The 17,329-nt window shown below is 70.5% G+C and carries 20 protein-coding genes; 7 read left to right on the forward strand and 13 right to left on the reverse strand.

The window, feature by feature from the left end; all coding sequences use genetic code 11:
* Nucleotides 1-2 precede the first annotated feature (2 nt).
* Nucleotides 3-407: a DUF5684 domain-containing protein gene (locus tag V6R91_RS32490; protein ID WP_174522535.1), complete on the reverse strand. Its 405-nt coding sequence runs from the start codon at nucleotides 405-407 to the stop codon at nucleotides 3-5.
* A gap of 179 nt (nucleotides 408-586) precedes the next feature.
* Between V6R91_RS32490 and aspS the strand changes: the two genes are divergently transcribed.
* Together aspS and V6R91_RS32500 are read left to right on the forward strand one after the other, a co-directional pair.
* The gene (aspS, locus tag V6R91_RS32495; protein WP_336398783.1) at nucleotides 587-2,362 is read left to right on the forward strand and encodes an aspartate--tRNA ligase; all 1,776 of its coding nucleotides are present in this window, start codon (nucleotides 587-589) and stop codon (nucleotides 2,360-2,362) included.
* Nucleotides 2,363-2,492: 130 nt separating this feature from the next.
* A complete protein-coding gene (locus V6R91_RS32500) occupies nucleotides 2,493-3,011 on the forward strand; it encodes a GNAT family N-acetyltransferase (RefSeq protein ID WP_336398784.1) in 519 nt (172 codons plus the stop codon).
* 125 nt (nucleotides 3,012-3,136) lie between these two features.
* Here V6R91_RS32500 and V6R91_RS32505 read toward each other — a convergent pair whose 3' ends face one another.
* Entirely contained in the window at nucleotides 3,137-5,653 is a 2,517-nt protein-coding gene (locus V6R91_RS32505) for a bifunctional lysylphosphatidylglycerol flippase/synthetase MprF (protein ID WP_336398785.1), read from the reverse strand.
* A 74-nt stretch (nucleotides 5,654-5,727) separates the two neighbouring features.
* Nucleotides 5,728-7,044, reverse strand: coding sequence for an alpha/beta hydrolase (locus V6R91_RS32510; RefSeq protein ID WP_336398786.1), 1,317 nt, complete (start codon nucleotides 7,042-7,044; stop codon nucleotides 5,728-5,730).
* Nucleotides 7,045-7,264: 220 nt separating this feature from the next.
* Here V6R91_RS32510 and V6R91_RS32515 point away from each other — a divergent pair, with 220 nt between their 5' ends.
* Nucleotides 7,265-7,447, forward strand: a complete 183-nt coding sequence (locus V6R91_RS32515; RefSeq protein WP_067246698.1) for a YegP family protein — start codon at nucleotides 7,265-7,267, stop codon at nucleotides 7,445-7,447.
* A 57-nt stretch (nucleotides 7,448-7,504) separates the two neighbouring features.
* Here V6R91_RS32515 and V6R91_RS32520 read toward each other — a convergent pair whose 3' ends face one another.
* The 9 genes from V6R91_RS32520 to V6R91_RS32560 form a co-directional block, all read right to left on the reverse strand.
* Nucleotides 7,505-8,260 carry an amino acid ABC transporter ATP-binding protein gene (locus V6R91_RS32520; protein ID WP_271060304.1) on the reverse strand — a complete coding sequence of 252 codons (756 nt, stop codon included), beginning with the start codon at nucleotides 8,258-8,260 and terminating at the stop codon, nucleotides 7,505-7,507.
* The gene (locus V6R91_RS32525; protein ID WP_271060303.1) at nucleotides 8,257-9,048 is read right to left on the reverse strand and encodes an amino acid ABC transporter permease; all 792 of its coding nucleotides are present in this window, start codon (nucleotides 9,046-9,048) and stop codon (nucleotides 8,257-8,259) included. Before V6R91_RS32525 ends, V6R91_RS32520 begins: the two co-directional genes overlap by 4 nt.
* A 34-nt stretch (nucleotides 9,049-9,082) precedes the next feature.
* A complete protein-coding gene (locus tag V6R91_RS32530; RefSeq protein WP_271060302.1) occupies nucleotides 9,083-9,910 on the reverse strand; it encodes a basic amino acid ABC transporter substrate-binding protein in 828 nt (275 codons plus the stop codon).
* 148 nt (nucleotides 9,911-10,058) lie between these two features.
* The gene (locus V6R91_RS32535) at nucleotides 10,059-10,361 is read right to left on the reverse strand and encodes a Dabb family protein (RefSeq protein ID WP_271060301.1); all 303 of its coding nucleotides are present in this window, start codon (nucleotides 10,359-10,361) and stop codon (nucleotides 10,059-10,061) included.
* On the reverse strand, nucleotides 10,358-10,633 hold the full coding sequence (locus tag V6R91_RS32540; protein WP_271060300.1) for a glutaredoxin family protein: 276 nt from the start codon (nucleotides 10,631-10,633) through the stop codon (nucleotides 10,358-10,360). Before V6R91_RS32540 ends, V6R91_RS32535 begins: the two co-directional genes overlap by 4 nt.
* Entirely contained in the window at nucleotides 10,630-10,932 is a 303-nt protein-coding gene (locus tag V6R91_RS32545; RefSeq protein WP_336398787.1) for a rhodanese-like domain-containing protein, read from the reverse strand. The genes V6R91_RS32540 and V6R91_RS32545 overlap by 4 nt, the downstream gene beginning before the upstream one ends.
* Before the next feature lie 120 nt (nucleotides 10,933-11,052).
* A complete protein-coding gene (locus V6R91_RS32550; RefSeq protein WP_003792170.1) occupies nucleotides 11,053-11,151 on the reverse strand; it encodes a 30S ribosomal protein bS22 in 99 nt (32 codons plus the stop codon).
* Between the two features lie 125 nt (nucleotides 11,152-11,276).
* Nucleotides 11,277-11,468, reverse strand: coding sequence for a helix-turn-helix domain-containing protein (locus tag V6R91_RS32555; RefSeq protein ID WP_067246676.1), 192 nt, complete (start codon nucleotides 11,466-11,468; stop codon nucleotides 11,277-11,279).
* A 101-nt stretch (nucleotides 11,469-11,569) separates the two neighbouring features.
* The gene (locus V6R91_RS32560) at nucleotides 11,570-12,559 is read right to left on the reverse strand and encodes a TetR/AcrR family transcriptional regulator C-terminal domain-containing protein (RefSeq protein ID WP_067246672.1); all 990 of its coding nucleotides are present in this window, start codon (nucleotides 12,557-12,559) and stop codon (nucleotides 11,570-11,572) included.
* 82 nt (nucleotides 12,560-12,641) lie between these two features.
* Between V6R91_RS32560 and V6R91_RS32565 the strand changes: the two genes are divergently transcribed.
* A complete protein-coding gene (locus V6R91_RS32565; protein WP_336398788.1) occupies nucleotides 12,642-13,553 on the forward strand; it encodes an ATP-binding cassette domain-containing protein in 912 nt (303 codons plus the stop codon).
* On the forward strand, nucleotides 13,550-14,371 hold the full coding sequence (locus V6R91_RS32570; RefSeq protein WP_336398789.1) for an ABC transporter permease: 822 nt from the start codon (nucleotides 13,550-13,552) through the stop codon (nucleotides 14,369-14,371). The genes V6R91_RS32565 and V6R91_RS32570 overlap by 4 nt, the downstream gene beginning before the upstream one ends.
* Nucleotides 14,372-14,410: 39 nt before the next feature.
* On the opposite strand, the gene V6R91_RS32575 is transcribed toward V6R91_RS32570, so the two are convergent.
* On the reverse strand, nucleotides 14,411-14,827 hold the full coding sequence (locus V6R91_RS32575; RefSeq protein WP_067246663.1) for an ArsR/SmtB family transcription factor: 417 nt from the start codon (nucleotides 14,825-14,827) through the stop codon (nucleotides 14,411-14,413).
* Nucleotides 14,828-14,904: 77 nt separating this feature from the next.
* Here V6R91_RS32575 and V6R91_RS32580 point away from each other — a divergent pair, with 77 nt between their 5' ends.
* Together V6R91_RS32580 and V6R91_RS32585 are read left to right on the forward strand one after the other, a co-directional pair.
* A complete protein-coding gene (locus V6R91_RS32580) occupies nucleotides 14,905-16,335 on the forward strand; it encodes a TrkH family potassium uptake protein (protein ID WP_336398790.1) in 1,431 nt (476 codons plus the stop codon).
* A gap of 126 nt (nucleotides 16,336-16,461) precedes the next feature.
* The gene (locus V6R91_RS32585; protein ID WP_067246661.1) at nucleotides 16,462-17,133 is read left to right on the forward strand and encodes a potassium channel family protein; all 672 of its coding nucleotides are present in this window, start codon (nucleotides 16,462-16,464) and stop codon (nucleotides 17,131-17,133) included.
* Nucleotides 17,134-17,329: the final 196 nt, after the last annotated feature.

The following is a 17,329-nucleotide window of genomic DNA, read 5'->3' on the forward strand; positions in this document are numbered from 1 at the left end:
GGTCAGGCCCTCTGGTAGCGGGCGCTGCCGAAGCCGATGATGAAGTACCCGATGAAGGGGATCAGCCAGAGCAGGAAGAACGAGAACACCCCACCCTTGCCGAAGTTCGCGCCGAGCTTCACGGCCACGACGATCGCGAAGACGATGTTGACCAGCGGGATGAGGTACAGCAGCGCCCACCACCCCGACATCCCGGCGATCTTCACGAGGAAGACGAGGTTCACGATCGGGATCAGCGCGAGGATTCCGGGATAGCCCGCCTTCGTGAACACCCGCCACATCGCGATGACGACGAGCACGTAGTAGGCGAGGGCGAGCAGAGACGTCGTGCCGGAGAACAGCCCCGCGTAGACATCGGAGATCAGGTCGGCGCCGCCGTCGGCGAGCGGGACGATGGTGGACAGCATGAGGACCTCCCGTGACGCCGCGGCCGTCGCGCGGATGCTCCGATCCTAGCGACGCCCCGTCCCGCGCGAGGGAGGACGCGAGGGCACCCGCGGGACGAGCGGGCGTCCGGGCGGCGTCGGCGGACCCGGCCCGTAGAATGGCGGGGTTCATCTTTTCCCCGGATCAGGAGGAATCCTCCGTGCTGCGCACCCACCCGGCCGGCTCGCTGCGAGCCGAGCACATCGGTCAGACCGTCACCCTCGCCGGCTGGGTCGATCGTCGTCGCGATCACGGCGGCGTCGCCTTCATCGATCTGCGGGACGCGTCCGGCATCGCCCAGGTCGTGATCCGCGACGAGTCCGTCGCCCATCCGCTGCGCAGCGAGTTCGTGCTGAAGATCACCGGGGAGGTCTCCGAGCGCCCGGAGGGCAACGCCAACCCGAACCTGCCCACCGGCGACATCGAGGTCATCGCCGCCGAGGTCGAGGTCCTCAACGAGTCGGCCCCGCTGCCCTTCCAGGTCTCCACGGCCCTGGAGGGCACCGAGACGGTCGGCGAGGAGGCGCGCCTCAAGCACCGCTACCTGGACCTCCGCCGCCCGTCCGCCGCGGCCGCGATCCGGCTGCGCTCGAAGGCCAACGCCGCCGCCCGCGAGGTGCTCACCGGCCACGACTTCGTCGAGATCGAGACGCCCACCCTCACTCGTTCGACCCCCGAGGGCGCCCGCGACTTCCTCGTCCCCGCGCGCCTCAACCCGGGCAGCTGGTATGCACTGCCGCAGTCGCCGCAGCTGTTCAAGCAGCTCCTCATGGTGGCGGGCATGGAGCGGTACTACCAGCTCGCACGGAGCTACCGGGACGAGGACTTCCGCGCCGACCGCCAGCCGGAGTTCACGCAGCTCGACATCGAGATGAGCTTCGTGGACCAGGAGGACGTGATCGCGCTGGGCGAGGAGATCGTCCAGCGGCTGTGGCGCCTCATCGACGTCGAGATCCCCACGCCCATCGATCGGATCACGTTCGCCGACGCGATGCGCCTGTACGGATCCGACAAGCCGGACCTGCGCTTCGGCAACCCGATCGTCGAGCTGGCCGGCTACTTCGCCGACACCACGTTCCGCGTGTTCCAGCAGGAGTACGTCGGCGCGGTCGTCCACCCGGGCGGGGCATCCCTCCCCCGTCGGCAGTTCGACGCCTGGCAGGACTGGGCGAAGTCGCGCGGCGCCAAGGGGCTCGCCTACGTCACCTTCGGCGAGGACGGGACGCTGGGCGGCCCGGTCGCGAAGAACCTGTCCGACGCCGAGCGCGACGGCCTCGCCGCCGCCACGGGCGCGCAGCTGGGCGACGCGGTGTTCTTCGCCGCGGGTCCCACCCGCGAGGCCCAGGCCCTGCTCGGTGCCGCCCGCGTCGAGATCGCGCACCGCACCGGCCAGATCGACCCCGACGCCTGGGCGTTCGTGTGGGTCGTCGACGCACCCCTGTTCAAGCCGACCGGCGAGGACCCCGAGGACGTCGACCTCGGCCACTCCGCCTGGACCGCCGTCCACCACGCGTTCACCTCTCCCAAGGAGGAGTGGCTGGATCGCTTCGACACCGAGCCCGGCGAGGCGCTGGCGTACGCGTACGACATCGTCTGCAACGGCAACGAGATCGGCGGCGGCTCGATCCGCATCCACCGCCGGGACGTGCAGGAGCGCGTGTTCGACGTGATGGGGATCGGCGCCGAGGAGGCGCAGGAGAAGTTCGGCTTCCTCCTGGACGCGTTCCAGTTCGGCGCCCCGCCGCACGGCGGGATCGCCTTCGGCTGGGACCGCACGGTCTCCCTGCTCGCGGGCGCCCCGTCGATCCGCGACGTCATCGCGTTCCCCAAGACGGGCAACGGCTTCGACCCACTGACGGCCGCGCCCGCGCCGATCACCCCGGAGCAGCGCGCCGAGGCCGGTGTCGACCACGACCCGGACGCCGACGAGGACTGACGCGAGACCCCCTCTCCCCACCGAGACCCCCTCCTGCACACGCGCGCCGGAGGGGGTCTCGACGTGAAAGGGCGGTTTCGGCGCCCCAGGGGACGAAGCGACGGCGCCGGTGCCCTGCGATGATCGGATCATGCTGTCCGCCCTTTCCCTCCCGACGGTCCTCGACTCCCGATCCGGCGACGTCGTGCTGCGACGCGCGATCCGCGCCGATGCGCCCGCGCTCGTCGCCCTGCTCGCCGACGACCCGATCAGCACCGCCCGCGGCGACGTCGGCGCGGCGGACGATCACGACCTCTACGAACGGGCGCTCGTCGCCGTCCTCGAGGAGCCCGGCAACGACCTGCTCGTCGCCGAGTCCGGCGGCGAGATCGTGGGCACGTTCCAGCTCACGCGGATCCCCGGCATGTCACGGCGCGGGGCGACGCGCCTGCTCGTCGAGGCGGTCCGCGTGCGCTCGGACCAGCGCTCCGGCGGCGTCGGCTCGGCGATGATGCGCTGGGTCGGCGACGTGGCGGCGCCGCAGCTGGGCGCCGCGATGGTGCAGCTCACGTCGGACGCCGCCCGCGTCGACGCGCACCGCTTCTACGAACGGCTCGGCTATGTCGGCTCGCACCGCGGCTTCAAGCTTGCCGTGCCCCCGACCCCCTGACCCCGCCCCCCCGACCTCCTGACCGGCGTCGACCCCTGACGTCGTCCGACGCCGAAACGATCCCCAGGACGGGGACGGGAGGGACGGGGACGGGGACGAGGCCGTGAACGACGCCGCGGCCCGGGTCAGTGCGAGGAGTCCTGCGTGAGCGTCTTCGCCAGGGCCAGGTACTCCTTCGGCGAGACCTCGGGCAGATAGGCCTTCCCGATCGCCAGGCCGATCGTCGGGAGCTGGGCCGGATCCGCGTACGCCATGTAGATCGTGTGGTACTCGGGGTTGAACTTGCTCTTGAACCGGAACAGGGACGTGAACCCGTACGCCGGCTCCAGCACCTTGCCGAGCCACGCGAGCAGGCGCGTCATCACCGTCGGCTCGGGCGCATCCTCCCCCGGCGCGAGCGGCTTCTCCGCCAGCGGCGCGCCCGAGAGGCTGAACACCTCGACCCCGTCTTCCTTCATCCGGAACGCGGCGGACGCGATGACGAACTCCATGATCCCGGACATCGACTCGTCCCCGCGGCGCATGAAGTCGATCGTCCAGCCGGTGAGCCGGCCGTCCCGCCAGCTCGGCAGCCAGCTCGTGATCGCCTGCAGACCGCCGTCCTTGCCGAAGGCCAGGTACAGCGCGACCTCCGGATCCTTGAGCTCCTCCACCCCGCCGAGGGTGAAGCCCATCTCCGGCAGCTCCTTCTCGGAGAGCCACTGCTCGCTGAGGGCCGTGATCTCCGCGGCGACGGCGGCGGGCAGATCGTCCCACGTCGACCACAGCGTGGTGATCCCCTCCCGCTCGCCCTTGTTGTACGCCTGGCGGACCTTCGCCCAGGGCTTGCCCGTGAGCTCGAACCCGGCGAGGGGGACGACGGTCTCCTCCCCGACGGACATGTACTGCCAGCCGAAGCTCTGGAACACCGGCAGATGCTTCTCGTGGAAGCTGTAGAACACCGGCGTCCAGCCCTGGCGGTCGCAGTGGTCCACGAACCCGCGGATGGTCGCCTCGGCGTGCTCGTCGGAGGCCACGGGATCCGACATGGTCAGGGCGACGCCGTTGATGACCCGGTAGGCGACGGCGCCCGTCCCGTCGGGGGTGAACCAGTAGTCGTTGCCGGGCCAGGTGCCCATGAACCCGAGCGTCCCGCCGCCCCCGCTCTTCAGCAGCTCCCGGAACCGCGCCTCGCCGTCCGCGTCGCGATGCGCGGCGGTGGCGCGATAGAGCATCAGGACGGCGCCGATGAAGACGACCCAGAACAGCACGCCCACCCACTGGTGCACGATCAGCGGGAAGCCCTCCAGCGGCGCGACCGGGGTCGGCACCGGCTGCAGGAGACCCGCGGGGAGGAAGCGGCGCACGGCGTCCACGATGACGTCGCCGGGCGCGACCGGGATCATGAACGCGTCGTCGGGAAGCGCCAGCATGACGGCGGCGTAGCCGCCGGCGAGGATCACGAACGCACCCCCGACCAGCGCGGCGAAGCGCCGCACGGCCGACCTCGGCGCACGCACCGCGAACCGGTGACGGGTGACGAGCAGCAGCACGATCACGGCGATCGGGATGAGGATCGCCAGCACCGACCACACGACGTCCTCGACGCCGAGCACGGCCCGGGTCTTCTCGTCGAGCAGCTGCCCGGCCCCCAGCCCCACGGCGGTCACGACGGCGATCACCGCGTTGACCGCGATCGCGAGCATCCAGGCGGCACGGCGGCCGAGGCGCAGCCCCCACGCGGCCAGGAGGCTGAGCAGCAGCGGCATGAGGCTGAGCAGGAAGGCGCCAGGGCCGTCGGTCAGCGCGCGCGCCACGTCGGTGTCGCAGGCGGCGGTGTAGGTCGTCGCGCAGCGCTCGAAGATCTCGTCGCCGTCGACGCCCTGGAAGCCGGCCACGGTGCTCGCGAGCGGACCGCTCTGCACTCCCGAGAGCAGCACGATGAGCGGGCCGAGACCGGTCACCGCCACGATCGACGCGATGATCGTGCGCGTCTCTCCGTAGGAGCTGCGGTGCCAGGCGGACGGCGGGCGGTCCCGGGCCAGGAGGACGCCGCACAGCACCCCGAGCGCCGCCGACACGAGCCGGTACACGCTGTCCGCGTCTCCCGCGTAGAGGGCGTACATGAACAGCACGGCGAACCCGATCACGCGGATCCGGCGGCGGAACAGCGCGGGCGCGAAGGCGCTCGCCGCCATGATCACGCCCACGACGCCCACCGCGGGATCCAGGACGAACCCGGCCTCGAGCTCCAGCCCCCACAGCAGGTCGCCCTGGCCCAGCAGGAGCTCGAACCCGATGCCGGCGATGACGCCGAGCACGCCCGTGACGAAGAACAGGACCACCGCGCGCATGCTGCCCAGCAGCCGCTCCGCGTACGCCATCACCGTGAGGATCAGGGCGATCGTGAGCACCGCTTCGACGGCCGAGTCCGGGATGAGCAGGCTCGTCACCGGGGTCCACCACAGCCCGTCGAGCGTGGTGAGCGGGCTCGCCGCCATCTCCACCGGCGCCTGGCCCCAGAGCGTGCCGAACACGGTTCCCGTCGCCAGCAGGACCACGCTCAGGGCGACGGCGAACGGGTGGGTGAGCAGGTACCGCGCGACCCCGGAGGGACGCTTCGGAGCGGCAGGGGCGGCGGACGCGGAGTCCGTGCTCGACATGGTGTGCCTTTCTCGGCGGGGTGGGAGGGGGACGGACCGGCGGGACCGGGATCAGCCGACCTGCGATGGCGGGATCAGCCCGGCGGCGCCAGGCCGATGTGCGGGAAGAGAGCGCCGTACGCCAGGGGCATGCCCAGCTGAAGGCCCTTCTGGACGTGGTCGCCGCCCGCCACGATGAACAGGGCGGTGTCAAAGCCCGCGGCCTTCGCCGTCGCCTCGGCCTTCGTGACATGCGGGACGTAGGCGGTGTCCTGGTCTCCGACGGTGAAGATCGCGGCGTGGCCCGCGAACCTGCCCTTGTTCCGCTCCATCACGGCGGCCGGCTTCGCGGCCTCGTAGGCGGCCTTGTCGCCGCCGAACACCTGGGAGAGCACCTGGTCCTCTTCCTCGGAGCCCTGGAACTCCTCGCCGGAGATGCTGACGATGTTGCCCCAGATCTCCGGGTGCTCCGCGCCCCAGACCTGCGCGCACGCCCCGCCGTTCGAGTATCCGCTGATGGTCCAGAACTTCGGATCCTGCAGGATGTTGAGCTTCGTCTTGGCGTACTCGACGATGTCCTTGTTGAAATAGGTGTCGACGCCGCCATAGGTCTTCGAGTCGGCGCACGCGGGGTTCCGGTTCGGATCGCCCAGCTGATCGGCGACGATGACGATCGGCGCGAGCCCCTTGTTCTTCGCGGCCAGCTCGTCCATCGCCGCCTGGATGAACTGCGGATTCGGGTCGCCGGGCTGACCCATCATGTGCACCATGAACGGCAGGGCCGGCATGTCCTCCCGCGCGACCAGGGCGGCCGGCGGGAGGTAGATCGAGGCCGGACGTGCGACGAAGCCCGCCGTGGACGGGATGGCGAGATCGCCCGACAGCTCGAGGACCTTGCCCTGTGCAGGCATGCCGGCCGGAGGGGTCCAGCTCTCATACAGCGGGACGGCCGGGCTCACGACGGGCTCGGGTCCCGGGCCGGGAAGGCGGTCGGCCTTGTCGAGGGTCGAGATGCCCAGGACGTCTCCGAGCGTGCGGTCCACGCCGAACGCCGCGTTCACGCCGATCGCGGTGGACAGCAGCACCAGCAGCACCGCGACGACGGCGACGATGCGGCGCCAGGCCGGACGGAAGAAGATCGAGACGATGACGAGCCCCAGCGCGGCGAGTCCTCCGATCGCCCAGCCCACGACGGCCGGGAGCGGATCCGGCAGGACGCCGGTGGCGCGAAGGACGAGGAGCGCGGCGGTCCCCAGGATGGCGCCGGTGAGGGCTCCGATGACCGTCGCCAGCGCCCAGCTCTTCGTCGGACGACGCGCGACGAGGACGACCACGACCAGCGCGGTGATCCCCCACACGGTCCAGGGCACGACGCCGTCGACGACGTCGAGCATCAGAAGCCACGGGGGCATGGCACCTCACTTCCGGTCCCGGGGGCGGGACTCGTCGTCATGGTATCGGCCGCGCCCGACCCACCGATATGCCGGTTCCGCGCGGCGCGCGCGATCCCGCCGTGCGGAACCGCGCGGAGCGCGCTCCCCCGGCGCTCTTCCCCTCCGCACCGACGGCTGGATAACGTGAGCCCAGAGTCGGGGATCCGCCCGACCGAGATCCGATCCGAGAGGACGCACGATGGCGGGCAAGTTCGAGCTGTACCAGAGCAGCAACGGCGAGTGGCGGTTCCGGCTGAAGGCGGGCAACGGCGAGGTGATCGCCACCGGCGAGGGCTACGCCTCCAAGTCCGGTGCGGTGAACGGCATCGACTCGGTGCGCCGCAACGCCGCGGACGCGGAGGTCGTCGAGGTCGACGGCTGACCCCTCGGCGCCACGAAGGGGGTACGGGACATCCCGTACCCCCTTCGTCGTCCGGGGTCAGAGCACGCGCGAGAGGAAGTCCTTCGTGCGCTGATTCCGCGGGTTGGCCATCACCTCGCGGGGATCGCCCTCCTCGACGATGTTCCCGTCGGCCATGAAGATGAGCCGGGATCCGACCTCGCGGGCGAAACCCATCTCGTGCGTCACCACCAGCATGGTCATCCCCTCGTCGGCGAGGGTGCGCATGACCTGCAGCACCTCCCCCACCAGCTCGGGGTCCAGCGCCGAGGTCGGCTCGTCGAACAGCATCATGTCCGGGTTCATGCACAGCGCCCGGGCGATCGCCACGCGCTGCTGCTGGCCGCCGGAGAGGTGGCCCGGGTAGGCGGCGGCCTTCTCCTCCAGCCCCACGCGCCCGAGCATCTCGTGCGCGACCCGTTCCGCCTCGGCCTTCGGCCGCTTCTTCACCCGGCGCTGGGCGATGGTCAGGTTGTCCAGGACCGTCATGTGCGGGAACAGGTTGAAGCTCTGGAACACCATCCCGATCCGGGTGCGCACCCGGTCGATGTCGGTCTCCGGATCGGTGATGTCGATCCCCTCGATGAAGACCCTGCCCGCGGTCGGCTCCTCCAGCAGGTTCACCGAGCGGAGGAGCGTCGACTTCCCCGATCCGGAGGGCCCGATCACGCAGACGACCTCCCCCGCCGTGACCGTGAGGTCGATGCCCTTCAGCACCTCGTTGTCGCCGAAGCTCTTCACCAGGCCGCGCACATCGATCGCGGGCGCCTGGACGTCGATCAGGTCCGTGCTCATCGTTCCCTCGCCAGTCGTCGTTCCAGCCATGCCGTGTACCGCGTGAGCGGGATCGTGACGACGAGGTACAGCAGCGCGCCGACGATCAGAGGCGTCGCGTTGGCGTTGGCGGTGTTCGCATCGCGCACGAGCGTGGTGAGCTCCTTCGACCAGATGAAGGTTCCCGCGATGAAGACGAGGGAGGTGTCCTTCAGCAGCAGCACCAGCTCGTTCGTCATCGGCGGGATGATGATCCGGAAGCCCTGAGGGAGGATGATCCAGAACATCGTCTTCAGCGGCGACATGCCCAGGGAGCGCGCCGCCTCGGTCTGCCCCTTCGGCACCGCCTGGATGCCGGCGCGGATCACCTCGGCGATGTACGCCGAGGCCACCAGCATGAGGCCCAGCAGTCCGGCCCCGACCGGCCCTCCTGGCACCTTCCAGCCGAACACCACCGGCACGATGAAGGCGACCGAGAAGATCGTGAGCAGCGCGGGAAGCCCGCGGAACAACTCGATCCACGCCGTGGCGAACCAGCGGAACAGCCCGATGCTGGACAGCTTCATCAGCGCGAAGAGAATGCCCAGCAGCAGTCCGCCGGTGAACGCGATGATGGTGAACAGGATCGTGTTGCGCAGCCCCACCGTGATGATCCCGGGGAAGAGCTTCGCCGCGACCTCCAGGTTGAAGAACTGGGGGATGGCCTTCCCCCAGTTGATCGAGAGCGCGATGGCCGCGATCGCCGCGAAGAAGATCACGTACATCACGAGGCGGTACAGCCGCGCTCTGGTGGTCCGTTTCAACGCCATCGTCAAAGACCTTCGTCCGTCTCGACCCGGCCGCTCACTCCGCCGTGAAGTACGAGTCGTAGATGGTCTGGTACTCGCCGCTGTCGCGGAGCTCCTTGAGCGCCCCGTTGACGGCGGTCAGCAGCGCCTCCTTCTCCCCCTTCGCGAAGGCGAAGCCGTACTGCTCGTCGGTGTTGTAGGTCTCGACGATCTTGTACGACTTGTCGGCCTTCTCGTGCTCGAGATTGACGGGCTGGTCCTGGAGGATGGCGTCGATCTGCCCCGCCTGGATGGCCGGCCAGAGCTCGCCGTCCGAGGGGTACTGCACGAGCTGGGCGCCCGGCGCGTTCTCGGTCGCGTAGGACTCTCCGGTCGTGCCCTGCTGGACGCCCACGTTCTTCCCGTCGAGGTCCTTGATGCTCTTGATCCCGGAGTCGGTGCGCGTGAGGAGCGACTGGAGCGAGTCGTAGTACGGGTCGGAGAAGTCGATGTTCGCCTTGCGCTCGTCGGTGATGGTCATGGCGGAGGCGCCGACGTCGCAGGTGCCGGAGACCAGCGTCACCCCGGACTGCAGGGCGTCGAAGCCGACGTCCTGCACGGAGAGCTTCAGCCCCAGCTTCTCGGCGATGGCGCCGAGGAGATCGATGTCGAAGCCGGAGTACCCCGTCTCGGCGCTGGGGTCCTCGACCTCGAAGGGCGGGTACGGCACATCCGAGCACACCGTGAGGGTTCCGGCCGTGACCAGGCCGTAGTCGTCGCCGGCCGCGGGGGTGCCGCCGGGGACCTCCGAGGGGGCGTCGCCGGAGCCCGCGCAGCCGGCGAGGGTGAGGGACGCGGCCGCGGCGAAGGCGAGACCGAGCAGAAGAGGGGTTCGACGAGACATTTTCGACTCCTATGTCGAGGGACGGGATCGCCGCCCGTGCGGGTGGGGTGCATGCCATCTTGACACGGAGGATCCGTGTCCACGAACCCCGGTCCCACCCGGGCGGGTCACGATCGTGTTGCGGAACGGTCGTGACCCGGCAGGGCGCTCAGAGGGCGATGTCGACGGCGGCGCGCGCGCCGACCACGGAACGGATGTACGCGACGACCTCCTGGTGCGCGGGGTGCACCTGGTAGCGCTCCAGAGCGGCCTGGTCGGCGAAGTCCGCCACGAGCACCAGGTCCCAGTTCTCCTCCGGATAGGCCGCATTCGGTCCGGCGGAGAGGGACTGGATCTCCGGGACCACACCCTCCAGGGCGGCGAGCAGGCGCGCGCCCTCCGCGGCGTGCTCGGCACGCTGCCGCGGGTCCTCGGCGGCCATCCGCCACATCACGACGTGCCGCAGGGTCATGAGGCCGTCTCCTCGGCGCGCAGGGTCAGGGCGTCCCGAAGCCGGTCCGGCGACACACGCCAGTGCGCGTGCAGCTCGCCGTCGATGAGCACCACCGGGATCTTCTCCCACCACTCGTCGTACAGGGCCTTGTCGTCGAGGATCGAGCGCTCGGTGATCTCGATGCTCTCGGCCAGAGCGTCGGGGAGATCCGCGACGACGACATCGATCACGTCCGAGGCGACCTCGCAGAGATGGCAGTCCGGCTTGCCGATCAGGTCGACGCGGATCATGCGGACGGGTGCTCCAGCTCGCGTCCCTCCGCGACCCACTGCTGCGTGCCGCCCTCGACGTTGGTCATGTCGTAGCCCTCGGCCTCGAGCGCCTGGACGACGCGTGCCGAGCGCCCGCCCGCGAGGCAGACGACGTTCATGGCGCCGTCGGGGAGCTCGTGCTGACGGCCCCGCAGCTCGGACATCGGGATGTTGACCGCCCCGGGGATGTGCCCCTGGGCGAACTCGTCGCGTTCGCGGACGTCGATGAGCGGCTCCTGGAGCCGGTCGGCGAGCTCGGCCGTCGTGATCGTCTTCATGCTGCGATTCTCGCAGACCCGTGCGCGGCCGGCTCCGACGCCCCCGGACACACGAAGCGCCCCGGCGAACGGCGGAGCCGTCGGGGGCGCTCAGTGGCGGTATCGCTACCTGTGTGCCGCTTACTTCTTGTTGCGGCGCTGGTGGCGAGTCTTGCGAAGCAGCTTGCGGTGCTTCTTCTTCGCCATGCGCTTGCGGCGCTTCTTGATGACAGAACCCACGGAAACCTCACTATGTCAGGGGCTGGGCGTCGATACGGACGACACCCGGGATCGGGCACGGAAAATGCCTCGGACCATCCTAGCCTATGCGGCGACGAGCGCCGGCGCGGGGACGGCCCGGCGGCTCAGCCCGCGTCGGCGATCGGGCGCTGCAGCGCGGCGGTCACCGCCGACTCGGGCACGCGGTAGCTGCGGCCGAAGCGCACGGCGGGAAGCTCACCCGCGTGGACGAGACGGTAGACCGTCATCTTCGACACGCGCATGATCTCGGCGACCTCGGCCACCGTCAGGAACCGCACATCCTGCAGTTCGGGCATCCCCCGTACCCCCTTCTTCCGGTAGCCCACACTCTAGGGGCTGTCCGCGACGGGTGTAAACCCGAGTGACTGCTGTGATCGCCGGCGGGTGCGGCCCCGGATCACGTCGCGCGCGCCCGCCCGAGCCGCTCCTCGGCCTCCCGGCGGGCCTGCCCCTGCGCCTTTCGGGCCGCCCGGAGCGCCTTCTCCGCGTCGCGGAGCGCCTTCTCGGCCTCCCGTACGGTCTTCTCCGCCGCCTTGTATCGCTTGTCGGCGAGGAGCTCCGGCGGGACTGCGGCGGAGTCGAGCGCCGGGAGCCCCCTCCGCGCGACCTCGCCCCCGCTCGCCGACGCCTCGCGCCGGCGCCGCATCGCCTCCTCGATGCCGTCGAGCTGGCACTCCAGCCCGAAGGCGAACGGATCCGCCGTCGACTGCATGACGCCTGCGTCGAGCGCCGCCCGCAGGGCCGGATACGCCTCGGCGTCGACCACCGCGGAGAAGATCGCCGCCTCGCGGGCATCCACCTCCTCGACCGTGATCCCCTGGTCCCGCGCGGCCTCCGTGTACCCGGCCGTGACGATCCCGTACCAGCGGGCGTGGCCGAGGATCGCGAGCATCGTCGCGTGCCGCTCGTCCGCAGTCAGGGGCGTGTCGGCGAGCGCCGTGAGGTAGGCGTCCATCCACGCCGCGTTGTTCGGCGTCACCGGGGAACCGTGGATCGGCAGGCTCAGCAGCCACGTGTGGCGCAGGTACACCCCGACCTGCGCCCGGTGCAGCGCCTCGATCTTCGCGCGCCAGCCGTCGGCGTCGGCGTGATCCGACGGGGGCAGACCCGTCGCCTCCTCCTGCATCAGGAGCAGGAGGTCGTCCTTCGCGGTGACGTAGCGGTAGAGCGACATCGGCGTGAAGCCGAGCTCCTTGGCGACGGCGGCCATGGAGACCGCACCGAGTCCGTCCCGGTCGGCCAGCGCGACCGCGGTCTCCACGATCCGCTCCACGCTCATCTCCCGCTTGGGTCCGCGCTGGGGGTTCGACGCGATGCCCCAGGCGAGCGCGATCCCGCGCGGCAGCTCGGGCGGATCGGAGAGGACGGCGTCGGACTCGCTGGACATGCCCTCAGTCTAGGCCTGTGTATTGCATAAACAGTGTGTTATGGTCATAAACAGTTTCATCCATACACAGAAGGGAGACGCGATGCGTCCCGCCATCCACGTGCAGGGCCTGCGCAAGCGGTTCGGCACCCTCACCGTCCTCGACGGCATCGACCTCACCGTGCGACGCGGCGAGATCTTCGCGCTGCTCGGCGCGAACGGCGCCGGGAAGACCACGACCATCAACATCCTCACGACGCTCGTCCACCCGGACGGGGGCTCGGCCGAGGTCGCCGCGCATGACGTCGTCGCGCAGCCCGTGGAGGTGCAGCGGCGGATCAGCCTCACCGGCCAGGCCGCCGCCGTCGACGACGCCCTCACCGCCGCCGAGAACGTCGTGCTCTTCGCTCGCCTGGCCGGCCTCGGGCGCGGCGATGCCCGCCAGCGCGCGGCCGAGCTCCTGGGTCGCTTCGGTCTCCAGGACGCGGCGACCCGCCGGGTCGGCACGTTCTCCGGGGGGATGCGCCGCCGGCTCGACCTCGCGCTCAGCTTCGTCACGACGCCGGAGGTGCTCTTCCTCGACGAGCCGACCACCGGTCTGGACACCCGCAGCCGCCGCGAGCTCTGGGACGTCATCCGCGCCGTGGCCGCTGCGGGCACCACGGTGTTCCTGACCACCCAGTATCTGGAGGAGGCCGACGAGCTCGCCGACCGCATCGCGGTCATCGACCAGGGGCGCATCGCGGCCCTCGGCACGGCCGCCGAGCTGAAGGAGCGCGTCGGCGCGGAGTCGGTCCAGCTGCACGGCCCCGACGGCGCGCTCCTGAGCGAGCTCACCACCGACGGCTCGATCGAGGGCCTTCGCCGGGCGCTGGACGAGCTCGCCGCCGATCACGTCGACGGCATCGTCTCCCTCCGGCGCCCCACGCTCGACGACGTCTTCCTCGCCCTCACCACCGCCCCCGGCGCCCGCCCCGCGTCCGCCGGGCCGAGCCTCCTGAAGGAGTCCGCATGAGCACCGCCGCCCTCACCCCCGACGCCCCGCTCGTCCCCTCCCCCGCGCCGCGGCCGCGGCTGCGCGGCGCCACGCCCGAAGCGGTGTTCGTCGGCCGGAGCCTTCGCCACTCGCTCCGCGACGGAGAATCCGTCCTCATGGCGATCCTGCTGCCGGTCATGCTCATGCTGATGTTCACGTGGGTCTTCGGCGGCGAGATCGACCCCGGCGGCCGGTACGTCAACTACGTGGTCCCGGGGATCATCCTCACCTGCGCCGGCTTCGGCGCCGCCACGACCGCCGTCTCCGTCGCGGCGGACATGAAGAACGGCATCATCGATCGCTTCCGCACCATGCCGTTGAGAGCGAGCGCGGTGCTGACCGGGCACGTGATCGGGAGCCTCGTGCGCAACCTCGTCGCGACCGCCGTCGTCATCGGCGTCGGCCTGCTCGTGGGCTTCCGTCCGCATGCGGACCTGGGCGCCTGGATCGCCGTCGCGGGCCTGCTGGCGCTGTACATCCTCGCCCTGACCTACCTGTTCGCCGCGATCGGACTGGCCGCCCGCAGCCCGGAGGGCGCCAACGGATACGGCTTCGTGCTCCTGTTCCTGCCCTATCTGTCGAGCGGGTTCGTGCACGTCGATTCGATGCCCTCCTGGCTGCAGCCGGTCGCGGCGCACCAGCCGCTCACGCCGATCATCGACACCGTCCGCGCACTCCTGCTGGGGACCCCTCTCGAGGGGCAGCAGTGGTGGGCCATCGGCTGGTGCGTGGTGATCCTCGCCGTCGCCGCCGCCTGGGGGTCCTGGCTCTACCGGCGCAAGGCCGGACGCCGCTGACCGATCGCCCGCCGACCGTGTGTGCGGGAACGGCCGCGCTCAGGCGCCCAGGCGCTTGAGCGCGGTCTGCACGACGTGCTTGGCCGACGCCGCCGCGCGGCCGACGGCCTCCGCCGCCTGGGCGGCCCCGCCCGGCAGGGGCGGGACGACTCCGGAGAGGTCGGGAGCGGAATCCCCGTACGCGTCGACGAGGAACGGGACGAGCCAGTCGTCGACCTCCTCGAGGGGGCCGACCGACAGGCTGTAGAAGCGGCGCTGACCGTCCTCGCGCACCGTGACGAGCTCGCTGTCGCGAAGGACCTTCAGGTGCTTCGACACGGTGGGCTGGCTGATCCCCAGCTCGCTGACGATCTGGGTCACGCTGGTGCCGGCATCCCCTTCGGCGGAGCGTCGGAGCAGGAGCTGGAGGATGTCCCGCCGCGTGCCGTCCGAGATCACGTCGAAGATGTCGGTCATGACATCAGGGTAGCCGCGACACGGGCGGAGTACCATGACGAGGGCTCCGCGGGGAGTCACCGGAAGGACGGGGGGACATGGCGCGCAGCGGACAGCCGCGATCGCTCGGCGCGAACCTGCGCGACGTGGTCCGCGTGGGCAAGGACCTCACGACGTCCTCTCCCTCGCGCTTCGCGATCGTCGTATTCTCCTCCCTCATCCTGCTGTTCACCGGGCTCCTGTCGCTGCCGATCGCGAGCGCGGACCGGACGGTCACCCCGCTCGCCGACGCCCTGTTCACCGCCGTCTCCACGATCTGCGTGACGGGCCTGTCGACCGTGGACATGGCCACCCACTGGTCCCCGTTCGGCCACGCCGTCGTGTTCGTCGGCGTCAACATCGGCGGACTGGGCGTGCTGACCCTCGCCTCCGTCATGGGCCTGGTGATCTCGAAGCGCCTGGGCCTGCGCGCCAAGCTCATCGCGGCCGGAGACACGAACCCGATGCGCGCGCACGGCGGCCCGGTCAACGAGAGCCAGACCGTCCGGCTCGGCGAGGTCGGCCAGCTGCTGCGCACGGTCGCGATCTCGGCCCTCGTCATCGAGGCCGGGCTCATGGTGCTGCTGTACCCGTCGCTGCTCATGGCCGGCGTCGATCCGATCTCGGCGCTGTGGGAGGCCCCGTTCTACGCCGCCATGGCGTTCACCAACACCGGGTTCACCCCGAACCCGGGCGGGCTCGCGCCCTTCGCCGACGACTACCTCGTCCTGAGCCTGCTCATGGTCGGCGTGTTCCTGGGGAGCATCGGGTTCCCGGTGATCTACACCCTGACCCGGAACCTCTGGCACGTGAAGAAGTGGTCTCTGCACACCAAGCTGACCCTGATCACGACGGTCCTGCTCTTCATCATCGGAGCGGGCGTGTTCCTCCTCCTGGAGTACGACAACCCGCGGACCTTCGGATCCATGGACGCCGCGGACACGACGTTCCAGGCCTTCTTCCAGTCGGCGATGACCCGGTCGGGCGGCTTCTCCGTGATCGACCAGGCCGACCTCAACGGCTCCTCCCTGCTCGCCGCGTCCATGCTCATGTTCGTCGGCGGAGGATCGGCGTCCACGGCCGGCGGCATCAAGGTCACCACCCTCGCCGTGCTCGCCCTCGCCGTGTGGTCGGAGGCGAAGGGACGCCCGTCGGTCGAGGCGTTCGGCCGGCGGATCCCGAGCGACGTCCAGCGCGTGGCGCTCAGCGTCGTGGCGTGGGGGGCGACGATCGTCGCCGTCTCCACGATCGCCATCGCGCAGATCACCAAGGAGCCGGTCGTCGAAGTGCTCTTCGACGTGATCTCGGCGTTCGGCACGGTGGGCCTGTCGACCGGCGTGACCGCGAGCCTTCCGGACGGCGCGAGCTACATCATGGCGGCCACGATCTTCATGGGGCGCGTCGGCACGGTCACCCTCGCGGCGGCCGTCGCCGCGACGAGCCGGTCGCAGCTCTACTCCCTCCCCGTCGAGCGCCCGATCGTGGGCTGATCCCGCGTCGTTTCCCCGAAACCCCCTCGCCCCGCCGAGACCCCCTCGTATCCGCGCGCGCCAGAGGGGGTGTCGACGGCCGGAGGGGGTCTCGGCGGGGGAAACGACGGCGTTAGAGTAATCGGCATGGTTGAAGTGCTGCGCACCGATGCACCCGTGCTCGTCATCGGCCTGGGCCGGTTCGGAGCAGCGTGCGCCGGGGAGCTGGACCGCCTGGACCGCGAGGTGCTCGCGATCGACGACAGCCTGGAGCTGGTGCAGAAGTGGTCGGAGCGCGTCACGCACACCGTGCAGGCCGATGCGCGCAACATCGACGCGCTGCGGCAGATCGGCGCCCAGGACTTCCAGGTCGCGGTGGTCGCCGTCGGATCACTGATCGAGGCGTCCGTCCTCATCACCGCCAACCTCGTGGACCTCAAGGTCCCGCAGATCTGGGCGAAGGCCGTGTCCCAGTCCCACGGCAAGATCCTCGCCCGCGTCGGCGCGAACCACGTCATCTACCCGGAGCGCGAGGCCGGCGAGCGCGTCGCGCACCTCGTGAGCGGCCGGATGCTGGACTTCATCCGCTTCGACGACGACTTCGTCCTGGCCAAGATGTACCCGCCGAAGTTCATCCGCGGCGTGGGGCTGAACCAGTCCGGGGTGCGCTCCAAGTACAACGTCACCGTCGTGGGAGTGAAGAGCCCGGGCAAGCCCTTCCGCTACGCGGAGGCCGACACGGTCGTCACCAACCACGACCTCATCATCGTCTCCGGCACGAACAGCGACATCGAGCGCTTCGCCGCCCTCGATCGCTGACCCGGTCCCGCGCCCGCGCGCTCAGCGCCGAGAACCGCCACCCGGTCGTTGAGCGAGGAGCGCAGCGACGAGACGAAACGCCGCCACCCCGGGTGACCGCGTCTCGACTCGCGGAGCCCCGCACCGAGCGAGCGAACGAAGCGAGTCGAAGTGTCGCCCAACGACCGGGGCCGCCGCGCCACCGCGCCGTGCCGCG

The sequence above is a fragment of the Microbacterium sp. CCNWLW41 genome (assembly GCF_037083505.1).